Here is a 20,148-nt window from a genome sequence, read left to right as displayed (position 1 = left end):
GGCCGTCCAGTAAAGGAATAACAGTAATGAGCGTTCTCGCTGAGGTCTCCGGCAACGTCACCGCCATCGGTTACGGTCTCGCCGCCATCGGCCCCGGCATCGGCGTCGGCATCATCTTCGGCCAGGGCGTGCAGGCCATCGCCCGCCAGCCGGAGGCGTACGGCCTGATCCGCCAGAACATGCTCCTCGGCTTCGTCCTCACCGAGGCCCTCGCCCTGATCGGTCTGGTCGCGCCGTTCATCTTCCAGGGCATCAAGTAACGCGCCGCCCTTCTGACGAAAGGCTGCACTCATGATGTACAAGGCAGCTACGCTCCTCGCCGAGGAGGGGGCATCCAACCCTCTCATCCCGCACGCCTACGAGCTCGTCGTCGGTGTCTTCTCGTTCTTCGTCATCCTCTTCGTCGTCGGCAAGATCCTCATGCCGCGCATCCAGAAGACGCTGGCTGAGCGGACCGACGCGATCGAGGGTGGCATCAAGCGGGCCGAGGAGGCCCAGGCCGAGGCGCAGGCCCTGCAGCAGCAGTACCGCGACCAGCTGGCCGAGGCCAGGCACGAGGCGGCCCGGCTTCGCGAGGAGGCTCGCGAGCAGGCCGCGCAGATCAAGGCCGAGCTCCGCGAGGAGGCGCAGGCCGAGGCCCGTCGCCTCGTCGAGGCGGCCCACGCGCAGATCGAGGCGGACCGCCAGGCCGCCTTCTCGCAGCTCCGTGCCGAGATCGGTCGCCTGTCGACCGATCTGGCCGGCCGCATCGTCGGCGAGTCCCTTGAGGACGAGGTCCGGCAGAGCCGCATCGTCGACCGGTTCCTCGACGAGCTGGAGTCCTCGCCGCAGGCGGTGCGCTGATGCGTGGTCTGAGCAGGACGTCGCTGGCCGAGGTCGAGGAGCGGTTCAACGCGGTCGCCGGCAGTGCCGACCTCGGTGCGCTCTCCGACGAGCTGTTCGCGGTCGCGGATCTGCTCGACCGGGAGCACGGCCTGCGCCGCGCTCTGTCCGACCCGGCCAGGCCCGCCGAGCAGAAGGCGGCCACCGTGCGCGCGCTGCTCGGGGGCAAGGTCAACGAGGCGGCGCTGGCCACCACCGAGGCCGCGGTCGCGGCCAGGTGGTCGCGCGCCGGTGACCTGGCCGACGTGCTCGAGCGGCTCGGCGTCGTCGCCGCGGCCGCTGAGGCGGAGAGCCAGTCCAGGCTCGACGACGTGGAGGACGAGCTCTTCCGCTTCGGTCGCGTCGTCGCCGCCAACCCCGACCTGCGCCGTGCGCTCGCCGACCAGGCGGCGCCCGCGTCGGGCAAGGAGCAGCTGCTGCGCGACCTGCTCGGCGGCAAGGTGGCTCCGACCACCCTGCGCCTGATCACGCAGGTCGCGGTGCATCCGCGCGGGCGTAGCCTGGAAGCAGGGCTGGAGGAGGCCGGTCACCTCGTGGCCGCGCAGCGCCAGCGCCTCGTGGCGGTGGTGCGCAGCGCGGTCGAGCTGACCGAGGGGCAGAAGCAGCGCCTGGCGGCGTGGCTGAGCTCCTCCTACGGCCGTGACGTGCACCTGAACGTCGAGGTGGACAAGCGAGTGCTCGGTGGGTTCTCGGTCCGCATCGGCGACGAGATCATCGACACCACCATTGTGGGACGAATCGAAGAAGTCCGCCGCCGGTTGGCCGGCTAGGCGAATAGGGAGACAGAGTAGAGATGGCGGAGCTTACGATCCGGCCGGACGAGATCCGGGACGCGCTTGAGCGCTTCGTCCAGGCGTACGAACCGGAAGGCGCCGCGCGCGAGGAGATCGGGACCGTCGTCGACGCCGGCGACGGCATTGCCCATGTCTCCGGCCTTCCCTCGGCGATGGCTAACGAGCTGCTCGAGTTCGAGAACGGCACGCGCGGCCTGGCACTTAACCTCGACACCCGCGAGATCGGTGCCGTGATCCTGGGCGACTTCAGCGGCATCGAGGAGGGCCAGACGGTCCGTCGGACGGGCGAGGTCCTGTCCGTGCCCGTCGGCGACAACTTCCTCGGCCGCGTGGTCGACCCCCTGGGCAACCCGCTCGACGGCAAGGGCGCCATCGAGGCCGAGGCCATTCGTGCCCTCGAGCTTCAGGCCCCCACCGTCGTCCAGCGGCAGCCCGTGAAGGAGTCGCTGGCCACCGGCATCAAGGCGATCGACGCCATGACCGCGATCGGCCGTGGTCAGCGCCAGCTGATCATCGGTGACCGCGGCACCGGCAAGACGGCGATCGCCGTCGACACGATCCTCAACCAGCGCGAGAACTGGGCCTCCGGCGACCCGACCAAGCAGGTCCGCTGCGTCTACGTCGCGGTCGGCCAGAAGGGCTCGACCATCGCGCAGGTTCGCGCTCGCCTGGAGGAGGCCGGCGCGATGGAGTACACCACCATCGTCGCCGCCCCTGCCTCCGACCCCGCTGGCTACAAGTACATCGCGCCGTACGCCGGCTCGGCGATCGGTCAGCACTGGATGTACCAGGGCAAGCACGTCCTGATCGTCTTCGACGACCTGACCAAGCAGGCGGACGCTTACCGCGCCGTCTCGCTGCTGCTGCGTCGCCCGCCGGGCCGTGAGGCCTTCCCCGGCGACGTCTTCTACCTTCACTCCCGTCTGCTGGAGCGCTGCGCCAAGCTCTCCGACGACATGGGCGGTGGCTCCATGACCGGTCTGCCGGTCATCGAGACCAAGGGCAACGACGTCTCGGCGTTCATCCCGACCAACGTCATCTCCATCACCGACGGCCAGGTCTTCCTCGAGACCGACCTGTTCAACGCCGGTGTGCGGCCCGCCATCAACGTCGGCGTCTCGGTGTCCCGAGTCGGTGGCTCCGCGCAGGCCAAGGCGATGCGGAAGGTCGCGGGCACGCTGCGTCTGTCCCTTTCGCAGTACCGTGACCTGGAGGCCTTCGCGGCCTTCGCCTCCGACCTGGACGCGGCCTCCAAGGCTCAGCTGGAGCGCGGTCAGCGGCTGGTCGAGCTGCTCAAGCAGCCCCAGTACAGCCCGTTCTCGCTGGAGCGCGAGGTGGCCTCGATCTGGGCGGGCACCACGGGCGAGCTGGACGACGTGCCGATCGAGGACGTCCGCCGCTTCGAGCAGGAGTTCCTGGACTACATCCAGTCCTCGCACAAGGGCATCTTCGACACCATCCGCGAGACCAGGGAACTCACGGATGACACGGTGACCTCTCTGAAGGACGCCATCACGGACTTCAAGAAGGGCTTCACCACCTCGTCGGGTGAGCTGCTGGTCAAGGACGAGCCGGTGGCTCCGCTGGAGGCCGGGGAGGTCGGCCAGGAGAAGATCAAGAAGGTCGTCCGTCCGGCGGAGAAGAAGTAGGACATGGGTGCCCAGCTAAGGCTGCTGCGGCGGCGGATCAGCTCGGTCAAGTCGACCGCGAAGATCACGCGCGCCCAGGAGCTCATCGCCTCTTCACGGATCGTGAAGGCGCAGCAGCGGATGCAGGCGGCGCTGCCGTACGAGCGCGAGATCACTCGCGCCGTCACCGGCGTCGTCAGCAACGCGGCCAGCGTCGACCATCCGCTGACCGTGGCGAAGGAGAACCCCACCAAGGCGGGCGTCCTCATCGTCACCAGCGACAGCGGGTTCTGCGGCGGCTTCAACGCCAACGCGCTGCGCGAGGCCGAGGCCCTGCGCGGGCTGCTGGAGAGCCGCGGCCTGACCGTGATCCCGTTCGTCACCGGGCGCAAGGGTGTCACCTGGCACTCCTTCCGCGGTCGTGACATGGGCGGCCAGTGGGTCGGCTTCTCCAGGAGCCCGGCCTACGCCGACGCCAAGGAGATCGCGCAGACGCTGATCGACTCGTTCAAGGACGAGAACGGGATCGACGAGATCCACATCGTCTCGACCGAGTTCGTCTCGATGCTGACCCAGAACGTCGTGGTCAAGCGGGTCCTGCCGCTGGAGGTCGAGGAGACCGAGGCGACCGAGGCCACCGCGATCCCGCCGTACTTCGAGTTCGAGCCGACCGCTGCCGACGTGCTGGAGTCGCTGCTGCCGCGTTACGTGGAGTCTCGGATCTTCACCGCGCTGCTGCAGTCCGCGGCCTCGGAGGAGGCCGCGCGGCGTCGCGCGATGAAGTCCGCGACCGACAACGCCAACGAGCTCATGCGGGTGCTCACCCAGGAGATGAACCAGGCTCGCCAGGCGGAGATCACCCAGGAAATCAGCGAGATCGTCGGTGGCGCCAACGCGCTCGCTGACGCCGCAGCGGGGAAAGAGTGAAATGACTGCAGAGGCTGTTGAAAACGTAGAGGCCGCGGCGGCCGGCACGGGCCGCGTGGCCCGTGTCACCGGCGCCGTCGTCGACGTGGAGTTCCCCGTCGAGGCGATGCCGGAGATCTATAACGCTCTCAAGGTCGAGGTGACCCTCGGCGGCGAGACCAAGACCCTGACCCTGGAGGTCGCCCAGCACCTGGGTGACAACCTGGTCCGGACCATCTCCATGCAGCCCACCGACGGCCTGGTCCGCGGCCAGGCGGTCCAGGACACCGGCGCCCCGATCTCGGTGCCGGTCGGCGACGTCGTCAAGGGCCACGTGTGGAACGCGCTGGGCGAGACGCTCGACGTGCCCACCTCGTCGCTCAAGATCAACGAGCGGTGGGGCATCCACCGGCCGTCGCCGGCGTTCGACCAGCTCGAGTCGCGCACCGAGCTGCTCGTCACGGGTATCAAGGTCATCGACCTGCTCACCCCGTACGTGCAGGGTGGAAAGATCGGTCTGTTCGGCGGCGCGGGTGTGGGCAAGACCGTCCTCATCCAGGAGATGATCCGCCGAGTCGCCCGCAACTTCGGTGGCACCTCGTGCTTCGCCGGTGTGGGCGAGCGCACCCGTGAGGGCAACGACCTCTGGCTGGAGATGGAGGAGGCGGACGTCCTCAAGGACACCGCGCTCGTCTTCGGTCAGATGGACGAGCCGCCGGGCACCCGTCTGCGGGTCGCCCTGTCGGCGCTGACCATGGCGGAGTACTTCCGCGATGTGCAGAAGCAGGACGTGCTGCTGTTCATCGACAACATCTTCCGCTTCACGCAGGCCGGTTCCGAGGTCTCCACGCTGCTCGGCCGTATGCCGTCCGCCGTGGGTTACCAGCCCACGCTGGCCGACGAGATGGGTGTGCTCCAGGAGCGCATCACCTCGACGCGCGGTCACTCGATCACCTCCATGCAGGCGATCTACGTGCCCGCGGACGACATCACCGACCCGGCGCCGCACAACGCGTTCGCGCACCTCGACGCGCAGACCGTTCTCTCGCGGCCGATCTCGGAGAAGGGCATCTACCCCGCGGTGGACCCGCTCGACTCCACCTCCCGGATCCTCGACCCGCAGATCGTGGGCGAGGAGCACTACCGGGTGGCCCAGGAGACCAAGCGGATCCTGCAGAAGTACCGCGAGCTCCAGGACATCATCGCGATCCTCGGTATCGACGAGCTGTCCGAAGAGGACAAGGTCACCGTCCAGCGGGCCCGTCGCATCGAGCGCTTCCTGTCACACCCGATGTACGCCGCCGAGGCGTTCACCGGCCAGCCGGGCGAGACCGTCCCGCTGGACGAGACCATCGCCTCCTTCAAGGGCCTGTGCGCGGGTGAGTACGACCACCTGCCTGAGCAGGCGTTCTTCATGGTCGGTGGCATCGAGCAGGCCGTGGCCAAGGCCAAGGAACTCGAGCGCCGGTAAATCGCCCCAGGTGGTGGTGCGGTGTTCAGTGCCGCACCACCACGGATCGGAAAGGAACCTACAAAAGTGGCCAAGCTGCGAGTAGGGGTTGTCTCACCCGAGCGTGAGATCTGGTCGGGCGAGGCCGACATGGTGATTGCCAAGACCGTGGACGGCGAGATCGGTATTATGCCGCAACACGCACCTGTGCTCGGCGTTCTCGTCGAGGGCGGCGTGCTGCGCGTGAAGCGGGAGGGCGAGGGCGACCTCGTGGCGGCCGTGCACGGTGGCTTCATCTCCGTGGCCGACGACGAGGTGTCCGTGCTCGCCGAGGTGGCCGAGCTCGGTTCCGAGGTCGACGTCGCGGCTGCCCGCGACGCTCTCGACCGGGCCCAGGCCTCGGTCGAGGCCAACCAGGAAGACGCCGACGCGGCTCTCGAGGTCAAACGTGCCAGGGCCCGGCTTCGCGCGGCGGGCGAAGAGGTTTAATACCAGTGAGAAATCTGCTGGGTGGACTGCCACTGCGGCCTTGATCAGGCGGAGCAGCGGGGCGGCAGGCCAACAGGCAGATTTCTTGTTGGTTCAGAGAAACTTTGGGGGGCGGCATGGTAGCGACGGTTCTGATTCTCGTAGCTTTTGCCGCCCTCATCGTCCTGCGTGGCGTCACGCTGGCCCGCGCGCGCGGCAGTGTGCCCTGTCGGCTCCGCGTGGGCGACCGTGGCTGGCAGAGCGGGGTAGCCCGCTACGCCGACGGAGAGCTCCATTGGATTCCGCTCTTGGGCGTCCGACTGAGGCCGCGCCACGCGATCGCGAGGCGCGGCCTCGTCGTTTCCGCCCGCCGTGAGATCGACGGCGGGCTTTTCGCTGTCGACTGCGGGGGCACGACCCGGGGGATCTCCCTCGCGATGAGCGCCGACGCCTTGACCGGCTTCCTGGCGTGGCTGGAGTCCGCGCCGCCCAGCGCGTACCTGGATGTCGCCTGACGGCCCGCTTAGCGGGTGCCGCCCGGCTTCCAGAGGATCTCGTTGCCCGCGTGGGCGACCCGGCAGGCGATGAAGAGCAGGTCCGACAGGCGGTTGAGGTATTTCGCCGTCAGCGCGTTCATGTCGTCATGGGCCTGCAGGGCCGCCCACGTGGTGCGCTCAGCCCTGCGGACCGTCACCCTGGCCACGTGCAGCGCGGCTGTGGCGGGCTCGCCACCGGGCAGCACGAAGCTGCGCAGGGGCTTGAGATCGGCGTTGAGGCGGTCGCACTGCTCCTCCAGCCGGTCGATGTACGACTGCTCCACCCGCAGCGGCGGGAACTCCGGATTCTCCACGACCGGCGTGGCCAGGTCGGCCCCCACGTCGAACAGCTCGTTCTGGACCCGGACGAGAACCGCCACGAGCTCCGCCGGCAGGGTGCCGAACGAGAGCGCGAGCCCCAGGTGGGCGTTGGCCTCCTCCACGTCGGCATAGGCGGCCAGCCGGGAATCGGTCTTGGACGCCCTGCTCATGTCGCTCAGCGCGGTGGTGCCGTCGTCGCCCGCGCGGGTGTAGATGCGGGAGAGGACGACGGGCTTGTCCTTGTCGGCGCGCGTCATGGCATCAGCGTAATGACAAATGTCATCTGAAAGGGACGCGGGATCCATACCGGGGCCGTGATTTCCACGACTAGCAGGGCGAACACCGCCCACGCCACGATTGACCCATGACAGAGGAGATGACCTGATGCTCGAGATCAGCGAGCTGCGCAAGCGCTTCGGAGGCGGGCCCGGCGCCCCCGAAGGCAAGGTCGCCCTGGACGGGATCAGCTTCACGGTACGGCCCGGCGAGATGTTCGGGTTCGTGGGCGCGAACGGCGCCGGCAAGACGACGACGATGCGCATCGTCATGGGTGTGCTCCAGCCCGACTCCGGCTCGGTGAGCTGGCAGGACAGACCGCTCGGCTACGACGACCGGCGGCGCTTCGGCTACATGCCCGAGGAACGAGGGCTCTACCAGAAGATGCGGGTCGCCGAGCAGATCGAGTACTTCGGCCGCCTGCACGGGCTCGGCCCCGCCGCAGCCAGGAAGGCCACGGACGAGTTGCTGGAACGCCTCGGGCTGACCGAGCGCAGGAGCGACGCCGTGCAGGCGCTCTCGCTGGGCAACCAGCAGCGGGTGCAGCTGGCCGTGGCGCTGGTGCACGACCCGGAGGTGCTGGTGCTGGACGAGCCGTTCTCCGGCCTCGACCCGATCGCGGTGGACGCGCTGGCCACGGCTCTGCAGGAGCGGTGCAGGAGCGGCGTTCCGGTGATCTTCTCGAGCCACCAGCTGGAGCTGGTCGAGCGGCTGTGCGACTCGGTGGGCATCGTGTCGGCGGGCCGGATGGTGGCCACGGGCACGGTGGCCGACCTGCGGGCGGCCGAGGGCAACACGCTGCGCGTCGTCGTACGCGACCCGTCACCCGGCTGGGCGGACGGCCTGCCCGGCACGGTCACCGTGACCGGCGACAGGCACGTCCTCTGCACCGACGTCGACGGCGACGACCAGGAGATCCTGCGGCGCGCTGTGAAGGCCGGCCACGTCGAGCACTTCGGGGTCGAACGTCCGACCCTCACCGAGATCTTCAAGGAGGCCGTGGCGTGAACGGACTGATGCTGGTCGCGCGGCGGGAGATCAGCACCCGCGTGCGGAGCAGGTCGTTCGCGATCGGCCTGCTCATCACCGCGCTGCTGGTGGCGGCGCTGTCCTTCGCGCCCAAGGTGATGGGCGGGACGAAGTCGTACACGCTGGGCACCGTCAACTCCCAGCAGCTGCCGCTGCAGGCCGCCGCGCCGGAGATGAAGTTCGAGTGGCGCAGCTTCCCCGACGAGGCCGCCGCCAAGCAGGCCGTGCTCGACGGGGACGTGGACGCGGCGCTGGTCGGCGGCACGAAGGTGCTGACGGACGGCGAGATCGACAGCCGGCTCGGCGTGCTGCTGCAGAGCGTCAACCGCGAGGTGCGGCTCGGCGCCGCCGGTGTGTCGATCCCGCCGCTGAAGATGGAGTCGGTGGGCGCCGACACGCGCTATGAGGCGGCCCGCACCGGGATCGCCGTGGTGCTCGTCCTGGTGCTCTTCATGCTTCTCATGGGGCAGGTCACGATGGTGGCCATGGGCGTGGTGGAGGAGAAGAGCAGCAGGATCGTGGAGATCCTTTTCGCCACGCTCAGGCCGTGGCAGCTGCTCGCCGGCAAGATCATCGGTCTGGGCGTGGTCGGCCTGATCAACCTGGTCACCATCCTGGCCGTGGGTCTCGGCGCGGCCACGGTCTCCGGGCTCGCCTCCGACTTCCCGCCCGGGATGCCGGGGCTGGTGGCGGGGGTCCTGGTGTGGTTCATCCTCGGGTACGCGTTCTTCGCCACGCTGGCGGCCGCGTTCGCCTCGCTGGTCTCGCGCCAGGAGGAGGTGAGCACCGTGATGACGCCGCTGACCATGACCATCATGATCACGTACTTCGTGGCCTTCTACGCCACCAACGACCCGACCGGCACGCTGGCCACGGTCGTGTCGTACGTGCCGCCGTTCTCCTCCATGGTCATGCCGGTCCGGATGGCCGCGACCGAGGTGCCCCTGTGGCAGGCGGGGATGTCGATGGCGGCCATGGTGCTGGCCGTGCTCGCGGTGCTCGGCTTCGGCGCCAAGGTCTACCAGCGGGCCGTGCTGCGGTCCGGAGCCAGGCTCAAGCTCGGCGACGTGCTGCGCGCACGGTAGATGGACGACATCCAGCGGGCACGCCGCCTCACCTGGAAGGTGTTGATCTCCAACTTCCTCGTGATGTGGTTGTTCATCGCCATGGCGACCGCGCTCTCGATCGGTGACGGAAGGTTCCAGTGGTGGCGCGCGGTGCCCGCGGTGATCGCCGCGATCTGCTTCACATGGTGCTGCGTCCGCTTACTCGACGAGATGCTGGACCATCGCCGCTACCCCACCAGGCAGGTGGCGGTGGCGGGGGTGCTCGCGCTGGTCGCGGCGGTCGCGGGCGGGGCCGACCCGTTCGGCTGGGGTTTCGTGCTCATGTGCTGGTTGGGCGTCGCCACGCTGGAGGTCCCCAAGCGAACGTCCTGGTGGATGGCGGCGGGCGCGTGGGCGGCCGGCGTCGTACTCGGCGGCCTGTCCCTGGCCACGGGGACAGCTGTCATGGGCTTCGACATGCCCGTGGGCGCGGGTCTCGTCCTGTGCGCGCTGCTCTACGGGATGTGGTGCGCGATAGTGCCGCTGTCCAACAGGATGTGGGTCTGGATCTGGACGCTCGCCGTACAGGCTCATGAGGGGCGGGAGGCGCACACGCGGCTGGCGCTGGCCGAGGAGCGGCTGCGCTTCGCCCGAGATCTGCACGACCTCGTGGGGCACCAGCTCTCCGCGATCGCGGTCAAGACGGAGCTGGCCGTACGGCTGTCGGACCTGGACGCGGGGGCGGCCAAGGCCGAGATGGCCGAGGTGAACGCCCTGACCAGGAAGGCGCTCAGAGAGCTGCGGCAGGCCGTGCGCGGCTACCGTGAGCTTGACTTGACCGCCGAGCTGAATAGCGTGAAAGGAGTGCTCGAAGCGGCGGGCGTCCGCTGCGAGCTCCGTATGCCCTATGGCGAGCTGCCTGACGGCGTGGCGCCGGTGTTCGCCTACGCGGTGCGCGAGGCGGTGACCAACGTGCTCAAGCACAGCACCGCGACGTTCTGCGACATCACGATCCGCTTCACCGCGCAGGAGGCGGAGCTGAGCGTACGCAACGACGGCGTGGCGCGCAGGCACTCCAGGGACCTGGGCAGCGGGCTGACGGGCATGGGGGAGCGGCTGGCGGCCGTGGGCGGCAAGGTGAGCGCGCACCCGACGGAAGACGGAGAGTTCCTGCTGAAAGCAGTCGTGTCACTTCCGCTGGATGGGTAGGGGAGACCTACAGGGTTCGGCTCGATGAGCGCTCTGCAGATGAAATGGGGAGGTGGCATGCGAGTCCGTGGCAATCCGAGCGCCCAGGTGGTACGGATCGGTGCCAGGCTCGACGCCGGCACCTCTGCCGGGGTGCGGGAGCGGCTGCACGAGGCTCTCGACTCCGGCGAGGGTGACCTGATCCTGGATCTCTCCAAGCTGGAGATGATCGACGCGACCGGTCTCGGAGTGCTGGTGGGCTCGCATCGGCGCGCGCTGAGCGTGCAACGCCGCCTTGTTCTTCGGGGGGTGCCACCGAGGATCATGCGGATACTCGCGGTGACCCGGCTGAATCGGGTTCTGCATGTAGAGGTTCCCGCTGCCGCGGTGGCCTGATGTGACATATCGGAGCGGGCGACGATCAGCCGTTGCCCGCTCTTTCTATGTAGCCAAAATGTAGATTTCGGACCCTCTGGAAATGGGGGTTACCGAATAGTCAGGGCTTGCCGAGGCTCCTTGTGAAGATGTGCACCGCGACGTCGGCGAGTTCGTCGATCGACGGTTGCTCGTTCGCGTGCAGCCATTCGATGAGCAGCTCTTGCAGCGCTCCAACTACGCCGAGCGCCACCAATCGCCGATTCATGCCGGTGGCCTCCACGAAATCGGCCGACGCCTCCTCGACGAGGCGCGCGAACGCGTCCACCGCGCGCTGACGCGACTGTGTCAGGACATCTCCGGACCGGCGCACCTCGATGTGCATGATGCGGGCCCGCCGCCAGTCGGCCGTGGTGAACTCGATGTAGGCCTGGATCCCGGCCTTGACTCTGTCGTCAAGCGTCTTCGGGGCCTCCTGGACGGCTTTGGTCACGACCGCCAGGCTCTCGTCCACGCAGCGCTCGTGTAACGCCTGAAGGAGCTCCTCGCGTCCGCCGAAACATTCGTAGAAGGCGCGATTGGAGATCCTCGCCTCCGAGCACAGCCTTTCGATGGTCGTCGCGGTGAACCCTGGCTTGGCGTATAGCGTGTACGCGGCCGTCATGAGCCGCTCGCGTCTGTCTGCCAGTCTTTGCTCAGCTGACATTCCCCGGTAAGACCGGTTCACATTCCACCCGTCCAACATGATCGTGGCCCCCAGAGCACACAATTATGGACGGATGATCCGTTTTGGGAAAGGGTAAGAAGATTATCTTTTACGTCGGCCGTGCAAGAACGTGACAAGTCTGATCAGCCGCTCAAGTTCCGCGGGTCCCCGGGCGAACGATGTCAGGTTCATCCCGGGCATCGCGAAGCGCTGCCGGGAGATGGCTTTGGGCCTGGTGAACTCGCGCAGACCGTCGGCCCCGTGGATCCGCCCGAACCCCGAGTCGCCCACTCCGCCGAACGGCAGCGCCGGCACGCCGGCGAACGAGATGACCGAGTTGATGGCGGTCATTCCGGTACGCATCGCGCGGGCGAGCTGCATGGCCCTGCGCGCGTTCCGGGAGAAGACGGTCCCGCCCAGGCCGTACGCGGAGGCGTTGGCCAGCTCGAGGGCCTCCTGGGCGTCGCGGGTGCGGCGTACGGTGATGGTCGGGCCGAACGTCTCCTCGCGCACGGCGGGGGAGTCCTCGGGCACGTCCTCGACGATCACGGGGTCCACGTACGGGGCGCGTACGGAGCCGGGGCCGCCGGCCACGACTTTTCCGGATTTGGCGGCATCGTCGATGTGCCGCTTGATGATGTCCACCTGTCCCGGCATCGTGATCGGGCCGTAGTTCTCGCCGGCCTTCACCTTTGTCACCCGGTCGGACAGCTCGCGCATGAAACTTTCATAGACCTCTTCGACGACGTAGACGCGCTCGACGCCCGCGCAGGTCTGCCCCGCGTTCGACATCGCGCCCCACAGGCAGGCGTCGGCGGCCTTCGCGAGGTCGGCGTCGGCGTCCACGATGAACGCGTCCTTGCCGCCGCACTCGGCCACGATGGGCGTGAGGTTCTCGGCACAGGCGGCCATCACGCGCTTGGCGGTGGCCGTAGAGCCGGTGAACGCCACCTTCTTGACCCTCGGATCGCCGGCCAGCGCCGCCCCGGTCTCGCCCAGCCCTGTCACGGTCTGGAACACCGGCTGCTCCGGCACCGCCACGGCGAACAGCTCGGCCAGCCGTACGCCGGTGCCCGGGGTGAACTCGCTGGGCTTGAACACGACGGCGTTGCCGGCCGCCAGCGCGTAGGCGATGGAGCCCATGGGGGTGAAGGCCGGGTAGTTCCACGGGCCGATCACCCCGACGACGCCGAGAGGGAGGTATTCGAGCGTGGCGGCCAGGTTGAGGCCGATCATGCCGGTGCTGACGCGGCGGCGGCGCAGGACCTTGTACGCGTTGCGCGCGGCCCAGTCGAGGTGGGTGATGGCCAGCACGATCTCGAGCGTGGCGTCGCCCACCGGTTTGCCGGTCTCCTCATGGACCAGCCGGGCGAGGTCCTTGAGGTTCTGGGTGATGATCGCCTTGTAGTCCAGCAACCGTCTCTTGCGCTCGTCCGGCCCGATGGCGGCCCACCACCTGGCCGCCTCCTCCGCCCGGCCGACGACTTCGTGGACGGCGTCGGGGGTGTGCTTGGGATGACTGCCGACGATCTCGCCTGTCGCCGGGTTGAGTGAGTCGAACGTCAGCGTCGTCATGGAGCCCACGATAATCCGGTAAGCCATCGCTTACTAGGTCGGCCACCCTCGGCTGACCCTGGCCCGTTCGTGGTGCGTGACTGTCGTGGGGGTGCTCGGCGCTGTGGTGCGTCCGGCCGCGCCCTGGGGTCGGAGCCGGGCGCGGCCGTAGCAGGTCAGAAAAGGGTCGGGTTCTCGGGTTCGATGCCGCGCAGAGCGTCGTAGTCGAGGGTGACGCAGTCGATGCCGCGGTCCGTGGCGAGGACGCGCGCCTGGGGCTTGATCTCCTGGGCGGCGAAGACGCCGCGTACGGGAGCCAGCAGCGGGTCGCGATTGAGCAGCTCAAGGTAGCGGGTGAGCTGCTCGACCCCGTCGATCTCCCCCCGCCGCTTGATCTCCACCGCCACCGTCGCCCCCAGCGCGTCGCGGCACAGGATGTCGACCGGCCCGATCGCCGTCATGTACTCCCGCCGGACCAGCGAATAGCCGTCCCCCAGCGTCGTGATGTGCTCGGCGAGCAGCTCCTGCAGGTGGGCCTCCACCCCGTCCTTGATCAGCCCGGGGTCGACGCCGAGTTCGTGGCTGGAGTCGTGGAGGATCTCGGCCATCGTCAGCACCAGCTTCTCGCCGGTCTTGCCGTGGGTGACTGTCCAGGTCTCGCCGTCCTCCTTGAGCTTGCACGGCGGGTTCATCCAGTTGAGCGGCTTGAAGGCGCGGTCGTCGGCGTGAATGCTCACGCTCCCGTCCGCCTTGATCAGTACAAGCCTGGGCGCCATCGGCAGGTGTGCCGTGAGCCGTCCGATGTAATCCACGCTGCATCGCGCGATGACCAGCCGCATGACGCCCCACCTTAGCGGCTCTGGAAAACTGGACGCATGGCGTTCGAACGGGTGGGAGTTGTCGGGCTCGGCACGATGGGGGCCGGGATCGCGGAGGTGTTCGCGCGGGCCGGGCTGCGCGTGATCGGGGTCGAGGCCGACGCCGAGGCGCTGGCCAGGGGCCGCGGGCATCTCGAGCGCTCCACCGGGAAGGCCGTCGACAAGGGGAGGCTGGCGCCGGAGCAGCGGGACGAGATCCTGGGCCGCATCACGCTGACCACCTCGCGCGAGGACCTGCGGGACGTCGATCTGGTGGTCGAGGCGATTCCCGAGATCCTCGACTACAAGATCTCGCTGTTCAAGGACCTCGACCGGATCTGCGAGCCCGGGACCGTGCTCGCCACCAACACCTCCTCGCTGTCCGTCACCGCCATCGCCGCCGCCACCGGCCGCCCCGGCCGGGTGGTCGGCATGCACTTCTTCAACCCCGCGCCGGTGATGAAGCTGGTCGAGGTGGTGGGGACGGTGGTGACCGAGCCCGGCGTGGTGGCGGACGTCACGGCGCTGGCGGGCAGGCTCGGCAAGACGGCCGTGGCGGTGGGCGACAGGGCCGGGTTCGTGGTCAACCGGCTGCTCCTGCCCTATCTGAACCACGCCGCCGCGCTGATGGAGCTGGGCGTGGCCGGGCGCGACGACATCGACGCCGCGATGCGGCTGGGCGTGGGCCTGCCCATGGGGCCGTTCGGGCTGCTCGACCTGATCGGGCTCGACACCGCGTACGAGGTGATGGGGGTGCTGTTCGACGAGACGCGCGACCGGCGGCACGCGCCCTCGCCGCTGCTGCGCGAGCTGGTCACCGCGGGGCTGCTGGGCCGCAAGTCGGGTCGCGGCTTCTACGGCGAATCCGGTGCGTACGACGGCGGAGCGCCGCACAGGGAGCAGGCGAGGTCCAGGCTCGGCACGTTCAAGGTCGTCGGGTACGAGGACGAGGGGGACGGGCTCGCGGAGCGGCTGCGGGCGGCCGGGTTCAAGCCGTCCGAGGACCCCGACGTCGTGCTCTGCCTCGCCGACCGCCCGGTGATCGAGCACGCCGTACGCCTGCCCGACCCCGCCAGGATGGTCGGCGTGCACCTCGTCGGCGAGCAGGTGGCCGAGCTCGCCTCGACGGCGCTCACCTCGGAGCGCGCCGCGACCGCCGCCAGGGACCTGATGAAGATCGTCGGCCTGACGCCGGTGCCGTGCAAGGACCGGGCGGGGTTCGTGGTGGACGCCCTGCTCTTCCCCTTCCTGAACGACGCCGTCCGGATGTACGACGCGGGGTACGCCTCGATCGAGGACATCGACGCGGCCATGCGGCTGGGCTGCGGCTATCCCGCCGGGCCCTTCGAGATGCTGGAGTCCTTCGGCCTGGCCAGGGTCAGAGACGGGCTGAGAGCCCTCTACACCGAATACCGCGAGCCCGCCTTCGCGCCCGCGTCGCTGCTCGACCAGCTCGTCACCGCCGACGTGAGTGAGTTCCCGCGCCGATGAGCCCCCGCCGCGCCCGCCGAAGGGAGTCCTCCCGTCCCTTCGGTTTCCCCACCGGGCTGGACAAAGTGGAGGAATGGCCCGACGGCGAGTGGAAGGTACGTATGCTCACCGGCGCGTCCTCGACCAAGAACTACCGGTGTCCGGGCTGCGACCAGGAGATCCGCAGCGGCCAGCCGCACCTCGTCGCCTGGCCCAACTGGCCGGGAGGCGACGAGGAGCGGCGCCACTGGCACCCGGCCTGCTGGCGTAAGAGACTCGACCGCGGCCCCGGCAGGAGCCGTTACTGACAAGAAACCTGCTCGGTAGGCTGCCGCCCTACCGTCGTGCCTGGTAGAGACCGTAGCGGCAGTTTGTCCGCAGATTTCTCATTAGCAGTGAAAGGCATCCATGGAGGAGATTCGCGCGGCGACCGTGCTGCCTGCCCGGCGCGAGCCGATCGAACTGCACACGGGCGACGGCCTGACCCTGGTGGGCGAGCTGGCCCTGCCACTCGACCGTCCCCCTGTGGCGACGCTGGTGACCCTGCACCCGCTGCCCACGCACGGCGGGTTCATGGACAGCCACGTCTACAAGAAGGCCGCCAACCGGCTGCCCGCCCTCGCCGACCTGGCCGTGCTGCGCTTCAACACCCGGGGCACCTCCTCCGAGCGCGGCACCTCGGAGGGCACGTTCGACGGGGGCGAGGGGGAGCGGTTCGACGTCTCGGCGGCGCTCGAGTACGCCGAGTACCACGACCTGCCACGCGTGTGGGTGGTCGGCTGGTCGTTCGGCACCGAGCTGACGCTGAAGTGGGCGCACGACCCGCTGGTCGAGGGGGCCATCCTGCTCTCGCCGCCGCTGCACAGGGCCACCGATGACGACCTGGACGCCTGGGCGCGGTTCGGGCGGCCGCTGGTGGCGCTGGTGCCCGAGTTCGACGACTACCTCCGGCCCGACGAGGCCCGCGAGCGGTTCGCGAGGGTGCCGCAGGCCGAGGTCATCGGGGTCGACGGCGCCAAGCATCTGTGGGTGGGCGAACCGTACGTCCGCATCGCCCTGAACGAGATCGTCAGGCGGGTCAACCCGGCCGCCTGGCCGCTCCCGACGGAGGTCTGAGCGCGCTCTGGCGGAAATTTCCGAGTGCATCGTGATGCTGAAGGAAATTTTGAGCAGAATGAGCAAAACCCTAGACCTGTCCCACCCCCAAGGTGACAATCCGATCGTCAACCGAAGATCGTGGAGACGCCGGACGGGTGTTCCGTTTCGCGCGTAACCCCTGCTCACCTTGGGCGAGGACGTATGCGGGCAGTGCGTGGGTTGGTTACGGCGGCGTTGGCTTTCACGATGTTGGCGATACCGGATCCGGCGCCCGCCGCGGTCCAACCGCCCGGGGAGTCGGCACCCGCCGCGGTCCAACCGCCCGAGGATCCGGCGCCCGCCGTCGTCCAGCCGGCCGAGGAGTCGGCGCTCGCGCTCGCCCGCGCCGACGGCAAGCCGGTCGAGGTCGCGTCGCTGCGCAACGAGACCCGCCAGGTCTGGGCCAAGCCCGACGGCACGTTCACCCTGGAGCAGTACGCCCGCCCGGTACGCGTGCGCAAGGCCGACGGCTGGGTCCCCGTGGACACGACGCTCCGCCTGCGCCCCGACGGCGCGGTGGAGCCGGTCGCGGCGGCGGCCGGCATGACGTTCTCCGGCGGCGGCACCGCCCCGCTCGCCCGCCTGTCCCGCGGCGCCAAGACCCTGGAACTCGGCTGGAAGGGCACCCTCCCCAAGCCCGTACTGAACGGCGACACCGCCACCTACCCGGAGGTCATGCCGGGTGTCGATCTCCAGGTCACCGCGGACGTGGACGGCTTCGCACACCTGCTGGTGGTCAAGTCGCGGGAGGCGGCGGCGAAGCTGACCGACCTGACGTACCCGCTCGCCACCAAGGAGCTGTCGCTGAAGGCGGATGCGGCGGGCAACCTGGAAGCCCTCGACAACGGCGGAGGGACGATCTTCATCGCGCCCACGCCGAAGATGTGGGACTCGGAAGGGATCACGAGCCCGCAGGCGCTCAAGGAAGGCCGCTCTCCGGAGGCCAAGCAGGCCACGATGGGCGTGGAACTGGCGGGCAGGCAGCTCCGGCTGAAGCCGGACAGGAAGATGCTGGCGGATCCGAAGACCAAGTTCCCCGTCTATCTGGACCCGTACTTCTCGGCCTCGCGCGGCTCGTGGACGGCGATCTGGAAGAACTGGCCCAACTCCAACTACCTCAATTCCAGCGACGTCGCCCGCGTCGGCAAGATCAGCTCTACCCAGACGAACCGCTCGTTCTTCCAGATGGCCACCGGCGCCACCATCCACGGCAAGCAGATCATCAAGGCGACGCTGCGTACGTATGAGACGTGGTCGTACTCCTGCGACGCCCGCAAGGTGGAGGCCTGGGGGACCAGCGCGATCAGCAAGAGCACCACCTGGAGCAACCCGCCGACGAAGACCAGGTTGCTCTCCACGGTGAACGTGGCCAAGGGCTGGGGCGCGTCCTGCCTGCCCGGCGGTGTGGAGTTCGACGTCACGTCGTGGGCCGCCGACGCCGCCGCCAAGAAATGGTCCAGCATGACCATCGGGCTCTACGCCACCAGCGAGACCGACGTGTACGCCTGGAAGAAGTTCAAGAACAACCCGGTCGCCGTCATCGAGTACAACTCGATCCCGACCGACCCGGTGGCCGCGGACACGTGGTCCGATCCGGGCGGCGCCTGCGTCTCCGGCGAGGGGCGCCCGATCATCAGCACGGCCACGCCGAAGCTCTGGGCCAAGCTGAAGGACGCCGACAACTCGGTCAAGGGCCGCTTCGAGTGGTACAACGCCGCCGGGACGAAGACCGGCGAGTACGTCACCTCGACAGGCTCGTCCGGCTCCGCCTACTACGCCACGATCCCGACCAGCCTGTACGCCGACGGCGCGCTCATCCGCTGGCACGTACGCGCTGAGGACGGCAAGGCCACCAGCGCCTGGAGCCCCTGGTGTGAGGCCACGGTGGACGCCACGGCTCCCGGCAGGGAACCGATCGTGACCTCGCCCCAGTTCCCCGAGGAGACCTGGAGCGACGGCGTCGGCCTGGCGGGCACGTTCACGTTCGACCCCAACGGCGTCACCGACGTGGCCACGTACGTCTACGGGCTCGACACCACGCCCAAGACGGAGGTCGCCCCCGGCGCGGACGGCAAGGCCACGATCGCGCTCACCCCGCGCCACGACGGCCCCAACGTCCTGTCGGTCCGCAGCAAGGACCGCGCGGGTCAGCTCGGCCCGATCCGCACGTACGTCTTCAACGTCAACGGGGGCAAGGCCCCGAGCGGACACTGGGCGCTGGACGAGGGCGAGGGCACCGTGGCCGCCGACGCCGCGAACGCCCACCCCGCCACCCTCTACGGGGCCACGTGGACGACCGGCAAGACGGGCATGGGGCTGCGCCTGGCCAACACGTACGCGCAGGCTTCCGGCCCGGCGGCCGACACCAGCCGCAACTTCACCGTCACCGCCTGGGCCCGCCTGACCGGCAACGCCGCCACCGCCACCGTCGTCACCCAGGAGGGCACGAGGACAGGCGGCTTCGCGCTCCAGTACTCCAAGTCCGACGACCGCTGGGCGCTGACCCGCGCCGGCGCTGACGCCGACGGCGCCGCGACCGTCAAGGCACTCTCCGCGGCCGCCCCGAGGCTCAACGAGTGGACCCATCTGACCGGCGTGTACGACTCCGCGGCGGGCCAGATCTCGCTCTACGTCAACGGCAAGCTGGAGTCCACGGTCGCCTTCACCCAGCCGTGGAACGCCACCGGGCCGCTCACCATCGGCAGGGGCAAGGTCAACGGCGCCGCGGCGGAGTACTGGCCGGGCGACGTGGACGAGGTCCGCGTCTACGGCCGGGCCATGTTCGCCGACGAGGTCGCCGACCTGGTCAACAGCGCCGCCACGCTGGTCGGCCACTGGAAGCTGGACGAGGAGACGGGCACGTCGGCCGCCGAGTCCTCGGGCCGGTCCACGGCCGCGACGCTGGGCGGGGGCGCGTCGTGGACCTCCGGCTGGCTGGACGGCGCGCTCGCGCTCGACGGCGTCAACGGCTACGCCCAGACCACCGCCGCCGCCGTCAACACCAAGTCGAGCTTCACCGTCGCCGCCTGGACGCAGCTCGACTACCTGCCGACCGCCGACACCGCGGCCGTGGCCCAGCCGGGCAGCAGGACGGCCGGGTTCCAGCTCGGCTTCGACAAGGAGCAGGGCCGGTGGACCCTCGGCATGCGGGCCGCCGACACCGACACCGCCGCCCTCGTACGCACCCGCTCCGACGCCATCCCCAACCCGCTGGAGTGGACCCACATCGCCGGCGTCTACGACGCGCTCGCCGGTGAGCTGCGCATCTACGTCAACGGCCAGCTTTCCGCCACCACCGTCACCGACCACGTCAGCGCGTGGAACGCCACCAGCGCGCTGCAGCTGGGCCGGACCAAGACCGCGGGCGCCTTCACCGGCTACTGGCCAGGAGCCGTGGACGACGTCCGCACGTATGACGGCGCGCTCAGCGCCGAGCAGATCGCCCAACTGGCCGCACAGTAACTCCCGATTCCGCACCCTTAGCCACCCAGTAAGCCCCGATAGCACCCTCGACTGGGAGAGGTT

Annotated in this window: 20 protein-coding genes; 16 read left to right on the top strand and 4 right to left on the bottom strand. The window is 69.1% G+C overall.

The window, feature by feature from the left end; genetic code table 11:
* The first annotated feature begins 26 nt into the window (after positions 1–26).
* From atpE to ABD830_RS13525, 8 genes are all read left to right on the top strand, one after another.
* The gene (atpE, locus tag ABD830_RS13560; protein ID WP_036327412.1) at positions 27–260 is read left to right on the top strand and encodes an ATP synthase F0 subunit C; all 234 of its coding nucleotides are present in this window, start codon (positions 27–29) and stop codon (positions 258–260) included.
* A gap of 34 nt (positions 261–294) precedes the next feature.
* Positions 295–843: a F0F1 ATP synthase subunit B gene (locus ABD830_RS13555; RefSeq protein WP_344987677.1), complete on the top strand. Its 549-nt coding sequence runs from the start codon at positions 295–297 to the stop codon at positions 841–843.
* Positions 843–1,652, top strand: coding sequence for a F0F1 ATP synthase subunit delta (locus ABD830_RS13550; protein WP_344987087.1), 810 nt, complete (start codon positions 843–845; stop codon positions 1,650–1,652). The genes ABD830_RS13555 and ABD830_RS13550 overlap by 1 nt, the downstream gene beginning before the upstream one ends.
* Before the next feature lie 23 nt (positions 1,653–1,675).
* Positions 1,676–3,325, top strand: a complete 1,650-nt coding sequence (atpA, locus tag ABD830_RS13545; protein WP_344987086.1) for a F0F1 ATP synthase subunit alpha — start codon at positions 1,676–1,678, stop codon at positions 3,323–3,325.
* Between the two features lie 3 nt (positions 3,326–3,328).
* A complete protein-coding gene (locus ABD830_RS13540; RefSeq protein WP_344987085.1) occupies positions 3,329–4,231 on the top strand; it encodes a F0F1 ATP synthase subunit gamma in 903 nt (300 codons plus the stop codon).
* A 1-nt stretch (position 4,232) separates the two neighbouring features.
* Positions 4,233–5,681, top strand: a complete 1,449-nt coding sequence (gene atpD / locus ABD830_RS13535; protein ID WP_344987084.1) for a F0F1 ATP synthase subunit beta — start codon at positions 4,233–4,235, stop codon at positions 5,679–5,681.
* Positions 5,682–5,747: 66 nt separating this feature from the next.
* Positions 5,748–6,149 carry a F0F1 ATP synthase subunit epsilon gene (locus ABD830_RS13530; protein WP_344987083.1) on the top strand — a complete coding sequence of 134 codons (402 nt, stop codon included), beginning with the start codon at positions 5,748–5,750 and terminating at the stop codon, positions 6,147–6,149.
* Between the two features lie 116 nt (positions 6,150–6,265).
* Positions 6,266–6,643, top strand: a complete 378-nt coding sequence (locus ABD830_RS13525) for a DUF2550 domain-containing protein (RefSeq protein ID WP_344987082.1) — start codon at positions 6,266–6,268, stop codon at positions 6,641–6,643.
* Positions 6,644–6,651: 8 nt separating this feature from the next.
* On the opposite strand, the gene ABD830_RS13520 is transcribed toward ABD830_RS13525, so the two are convergent.
* Positions 6,652–7,242 carry a cob(I)yrinic acid a,c-diamide adenosyltransferase gene (locus ABD830_RS13520; protein ID WP_344987081.1) on the bottom strand — a complete coding sequence of 197 codons (591 nt, stop codon included), beginning with the start codon at positions 7,240–7,242 and terminating at the stop codon, positions 6,652–6,654.
* A gap of 127 nt (positions 7,243–7,369) precedes the next feature.
* Between ABD830_RS13520 and ABD830_RS13515 the strand changes: the two genes are divergently transcribed.
* Genes ABD830_RS13515 through ABD830_RS13500 form a run of 4 tightly spaced genes read left to right on the top strand, consistent with a single transcriptional unit; the run spans position 7,370 to position 10,920 of the window.
* Complete coding sequence (locus ABD830_RS13515; protein ID WP_344987080.1) at positions 7,370–8,269, top strand: ABC transporter ATP-binding protein; 900 nt, start codon at positions 7,370–7,372, stop codon at positions 8,267–8,269.
* The gene (locus ABD830_RS13510; protein ID WP_344987079.1) at positions 8,266–9,375 is read left to right on the top strand and encodes an ABC transporter permease; all 1,110 of its coding nucleotides are present in this window, start codon (positions 8,266–8,268) and stop codon (positions 9,373–9,375) included. The genes ABD830_RS13515 and ABD830_RS13510 overlap by 4 nt, the downstream gene beginning before the upstream one ends.
* Positions 9,376–10,545, top strand: coding sequence for a sensor histidine kinase (locus tag ABD830_RS13505; RefSeq protein ID WP_344987078.1), 1,170 nt, complete (start codon positions 9,376–9,378; stop codon positions 10,543–10,545).
* Between the two features lie 57 nt (positions 10,546–10,602).
* Complete coding sequence (locus ABD830_RS13500) at positions 10,603–10,920, top strand: STAS domain-containing protein (RefSeq protein ID WP_344987077.1); 318 nt, start codon at positions 10,603–10,605, stop codon at positions 10,918–10,920.
* A 100-nt stretch (positions 10,921–11,020) separates the two neighbouring features.
* Here the strand turns inward: ABD830_RS13500 and ABD830_RS13495 are convergent, their stop codons facing one another.
* The 3 genes from ABD830_RS13495 to nucS all read right to left on the bottom strand — a co-directional run bounded on the left by ABD830_RS13495 (position 11,021) and on the right by nucS (position 13,998).
* Entirely contained in the window at positions 11,021–11,644 is a 624-nt protein-coding gene (locus ABD830_RS13495; protein WP_344987076.1) for a TetR/AcrR family transcriptional regulator, read from the bottom strand.
* Between the two features lie 63 nt (positions 11,645–11,707).
* Positions 11,708–13,180 carry an aldehyde dehydrogenase family protein gene (locus tag ABD830_RS13490; protein WP_344987075.1) on the bottom strand — a complete coding sequence of 491 codons (1,473 nt, stop codon included), beginning with the start codon at positions 13,178–13,180 and terminating at the stop codon, positions 11,708–11,710.
* Between the two features lie 155 nt (positions 13,181–13,335).
* The gene (nucS, locus tag ABD830_RS13485) at positions 13,336–13,998 is read right to left on the bottom strand and encodes an endonuclease NucS (RefSeq protein WP_344987074.1); all 663 of its coding nucleotides are present in this window, start codon (positions 13,996–13,998) and stop codon (positions 13,336–13,338) included.
* 36 nt (positions 13,999–14,034) lie between these two features.
* Here nucS and ABD830_RS13480 point away from each other — a divergent pair, with 36 nt between their 5' ends.
* From ABD830_RS13480 to ABD830_RS13465, 4 genes are all read left to right on the top strand, one after another.
* The gene (locus tag ABD830_RS13480; RefSeq protein ID WP_344987073.1) at positions 14,035–15,507 is read left to right on the top strand and encodes a 3-hydroxyacyl-CoA dehydrogenase family protein; all 1,473 of its coding nucleotides are present in this window, start codon (positions 14,035–14,037) and stop codon (positions 15,505–15,507) included.
* Positions 15,504–15,794 carry an ATP/GTP-binding protein gene (locus tag ABD830_RS13475; protein ID WP_344987072.1) on the top strand — a complete coding sequence of 97 codons (291 nt, stop codon included), beginning with the start codon at positions 15,504–15,506 and terminating at the stop codon, positions 15,792–15,794. The genes ABD830_RS13480 and ABD830_RS13475 overlap by 4 nt, the downstream gene beginning before the upstream one ends.
* A gap of 100 nt (positions 15,795–15,894) precedes the next feature.
* Positions 15,895–16,602: an alpha/beta hydrolase gene (locus tag ABD830_RS13470; RefSeq protein WP_344987071.1), complete on the top strand. Its 708-nt coding sequence runs from the start codon at positions 15,895–15,897 to the stop codon at positions 16,600–16,602.
* 228 nt (positions 16,603–16,830) lie between these two features.
* Positions 16,831–20,085 carry a LamG-like jellyroll fold domain-containing protein gene (locus ABD830_RS13465; RefSeq protein WP_344987070.1) on the top strand — a complete coding sequence of 1,085 codons (3,255 nt, stop codon included), beginning with the start codon at positions 16,831–16,833 and terminating at the stop codon, positions 20,083–20,085.
* The last annotated feature ends 63 nt before the right edge of the window (positions 20,086–20,148 follow it).

Source organism: Nonomuraea helvata (assembly GCF_039535785.1).
Lineage (GTDB): Bacteria > Actinomycetota > Actinomycetes > Streptosporangiales > Streptosporangiaceae > Nonomuraea > Nonomuraea helvata.
This window is presented reverse-complemented; position numbering and strand designations above follow the sequence as displayed.

Bases quoted from the DNA above. Each gene is read 5' to 3' on its own strand.
- ABD830_RS13525 (WP_344987082.1), top strand. From the start codon at position 6,266: ATGGTAGCGACGGTTCTGATTCTCGTAGCTTTTGCCGCCCTCATCGTC.
- ABD830_RS13540 (WP_344987085.1), top strand. From the start codon at position 3,329: ATGGGTGCCCAGCTAAGGCTGCTGCGGCGGCGGATCAGCTCGGTCAAG.
- ABD830_RS13475 (WP_344987072.1), top strand. From the start codon at position 15,504: ATGAGCCCCCGCCGCGCCCGCCGAAGGGAGTCCTCCCGTCCCTTCGGT.
- atpE (WP_036327412.1), top strand. From the start codon at position 27: ATGAGCGTTCTCGCTGAGGTCTCCGGCAACGTCACCGCCATCGGTTAC.
- ABD830_RS13480 (WP_344987073.1), top strand. From the start codon at position 14,035: ATGGCGTTCGAACGGGTGGGAGTTGTCGGGCTCGGCACGATGGGGGCC.
- ABD830_RS13495 (WP_344987076.1), bottom strand. From the start codon at position 11,644: ATGTTGGACGGGTGGAATGTGAACCGGTCTTACCGGGGAATGTCAGCT.
- nucS (WP_344987074.1), bottom strand. From the start codon at position 13,998: ATGCGGCTGGTCATCGCGCGATGCAGCGTGGATTACATCGGACGGCTC.
- atpD (WP_344987084.1), top strand. From the start codon at position 4,233: ATGACTGCAGAGGCTGTTGAAAACGTAGAGGCCGCGGCGGCCGGCACG.
- ABD830_RS13490 (WP_344987075.1), bottom strand. From the start codon at position 13,180: ATGACGACGCTGACGTTCGACTCACTCAACCCGGCGACAGGCGAGATC.
- ABD830_RS13470 (WP_344987071.1), top strand. From the start codon at position 15,895: ATGGAGGAGATTCGCGCGGCGACCGTGCTGCCTGCCCGGCGCGAGCCG.
- ABD830_RS13555 (WP_344987677.1), top strand. From the start codon at position 295: ATGTACAAGGCAGCTACGCTCCTCGCCGAGGAGGGGGCATCCAACCCT.
- ABD830_RS13515 (WP_344987080.1), top strand. From the start codon at position 7,370: ATGCTCGAGATCAGCGAGCTGCGCAAGCGCTTCGGAGGCGGGCCCGGC.
- atpA (WP_344987086.1), top strand. From the start codon at position 1,676: ATGGCGGAGCTTACGATCCGGCCGGACGAGATCCGGGACGCGCTTGAG.
- ABD830_RS13520 (WP_344987081.1), bottom strand. From the start codon at position 7,242: ATGACGCGCGCCGACAAGGACAAGCCCGTCGTCCTCTCCCGCATCTAC.
- ABD830_RS13500 (WP_344987077.1), top strand. From the start codon at position 10,603: ATGCGAGTCCGTGGCAATCCGAGCGCCCAGGTGGTACGGATCGGTGCC.
- ABD830_RS13465 (WP_344987070.1), top strand. From the start codon at position 16,831: ATGTTGGCGATACCGGATCCGGCGCCCGCCGCGGTCCAACCGCCCGGG.
- ABD830_RS13505 (WP_344987078.1), top strand. From the start codon at position 9,376: ATGGACGACATCCAGCGGGCACGCCGCCTCACCTGGAAGGTGTTGATC.
- ABD830_RS13550 (WP_344987087.1), top strand. From the start codon at position 843: ATGCGTGGTCTGAGCAGGACGTCGCTGGCCGAGGTCGAGGAGCGGTTC.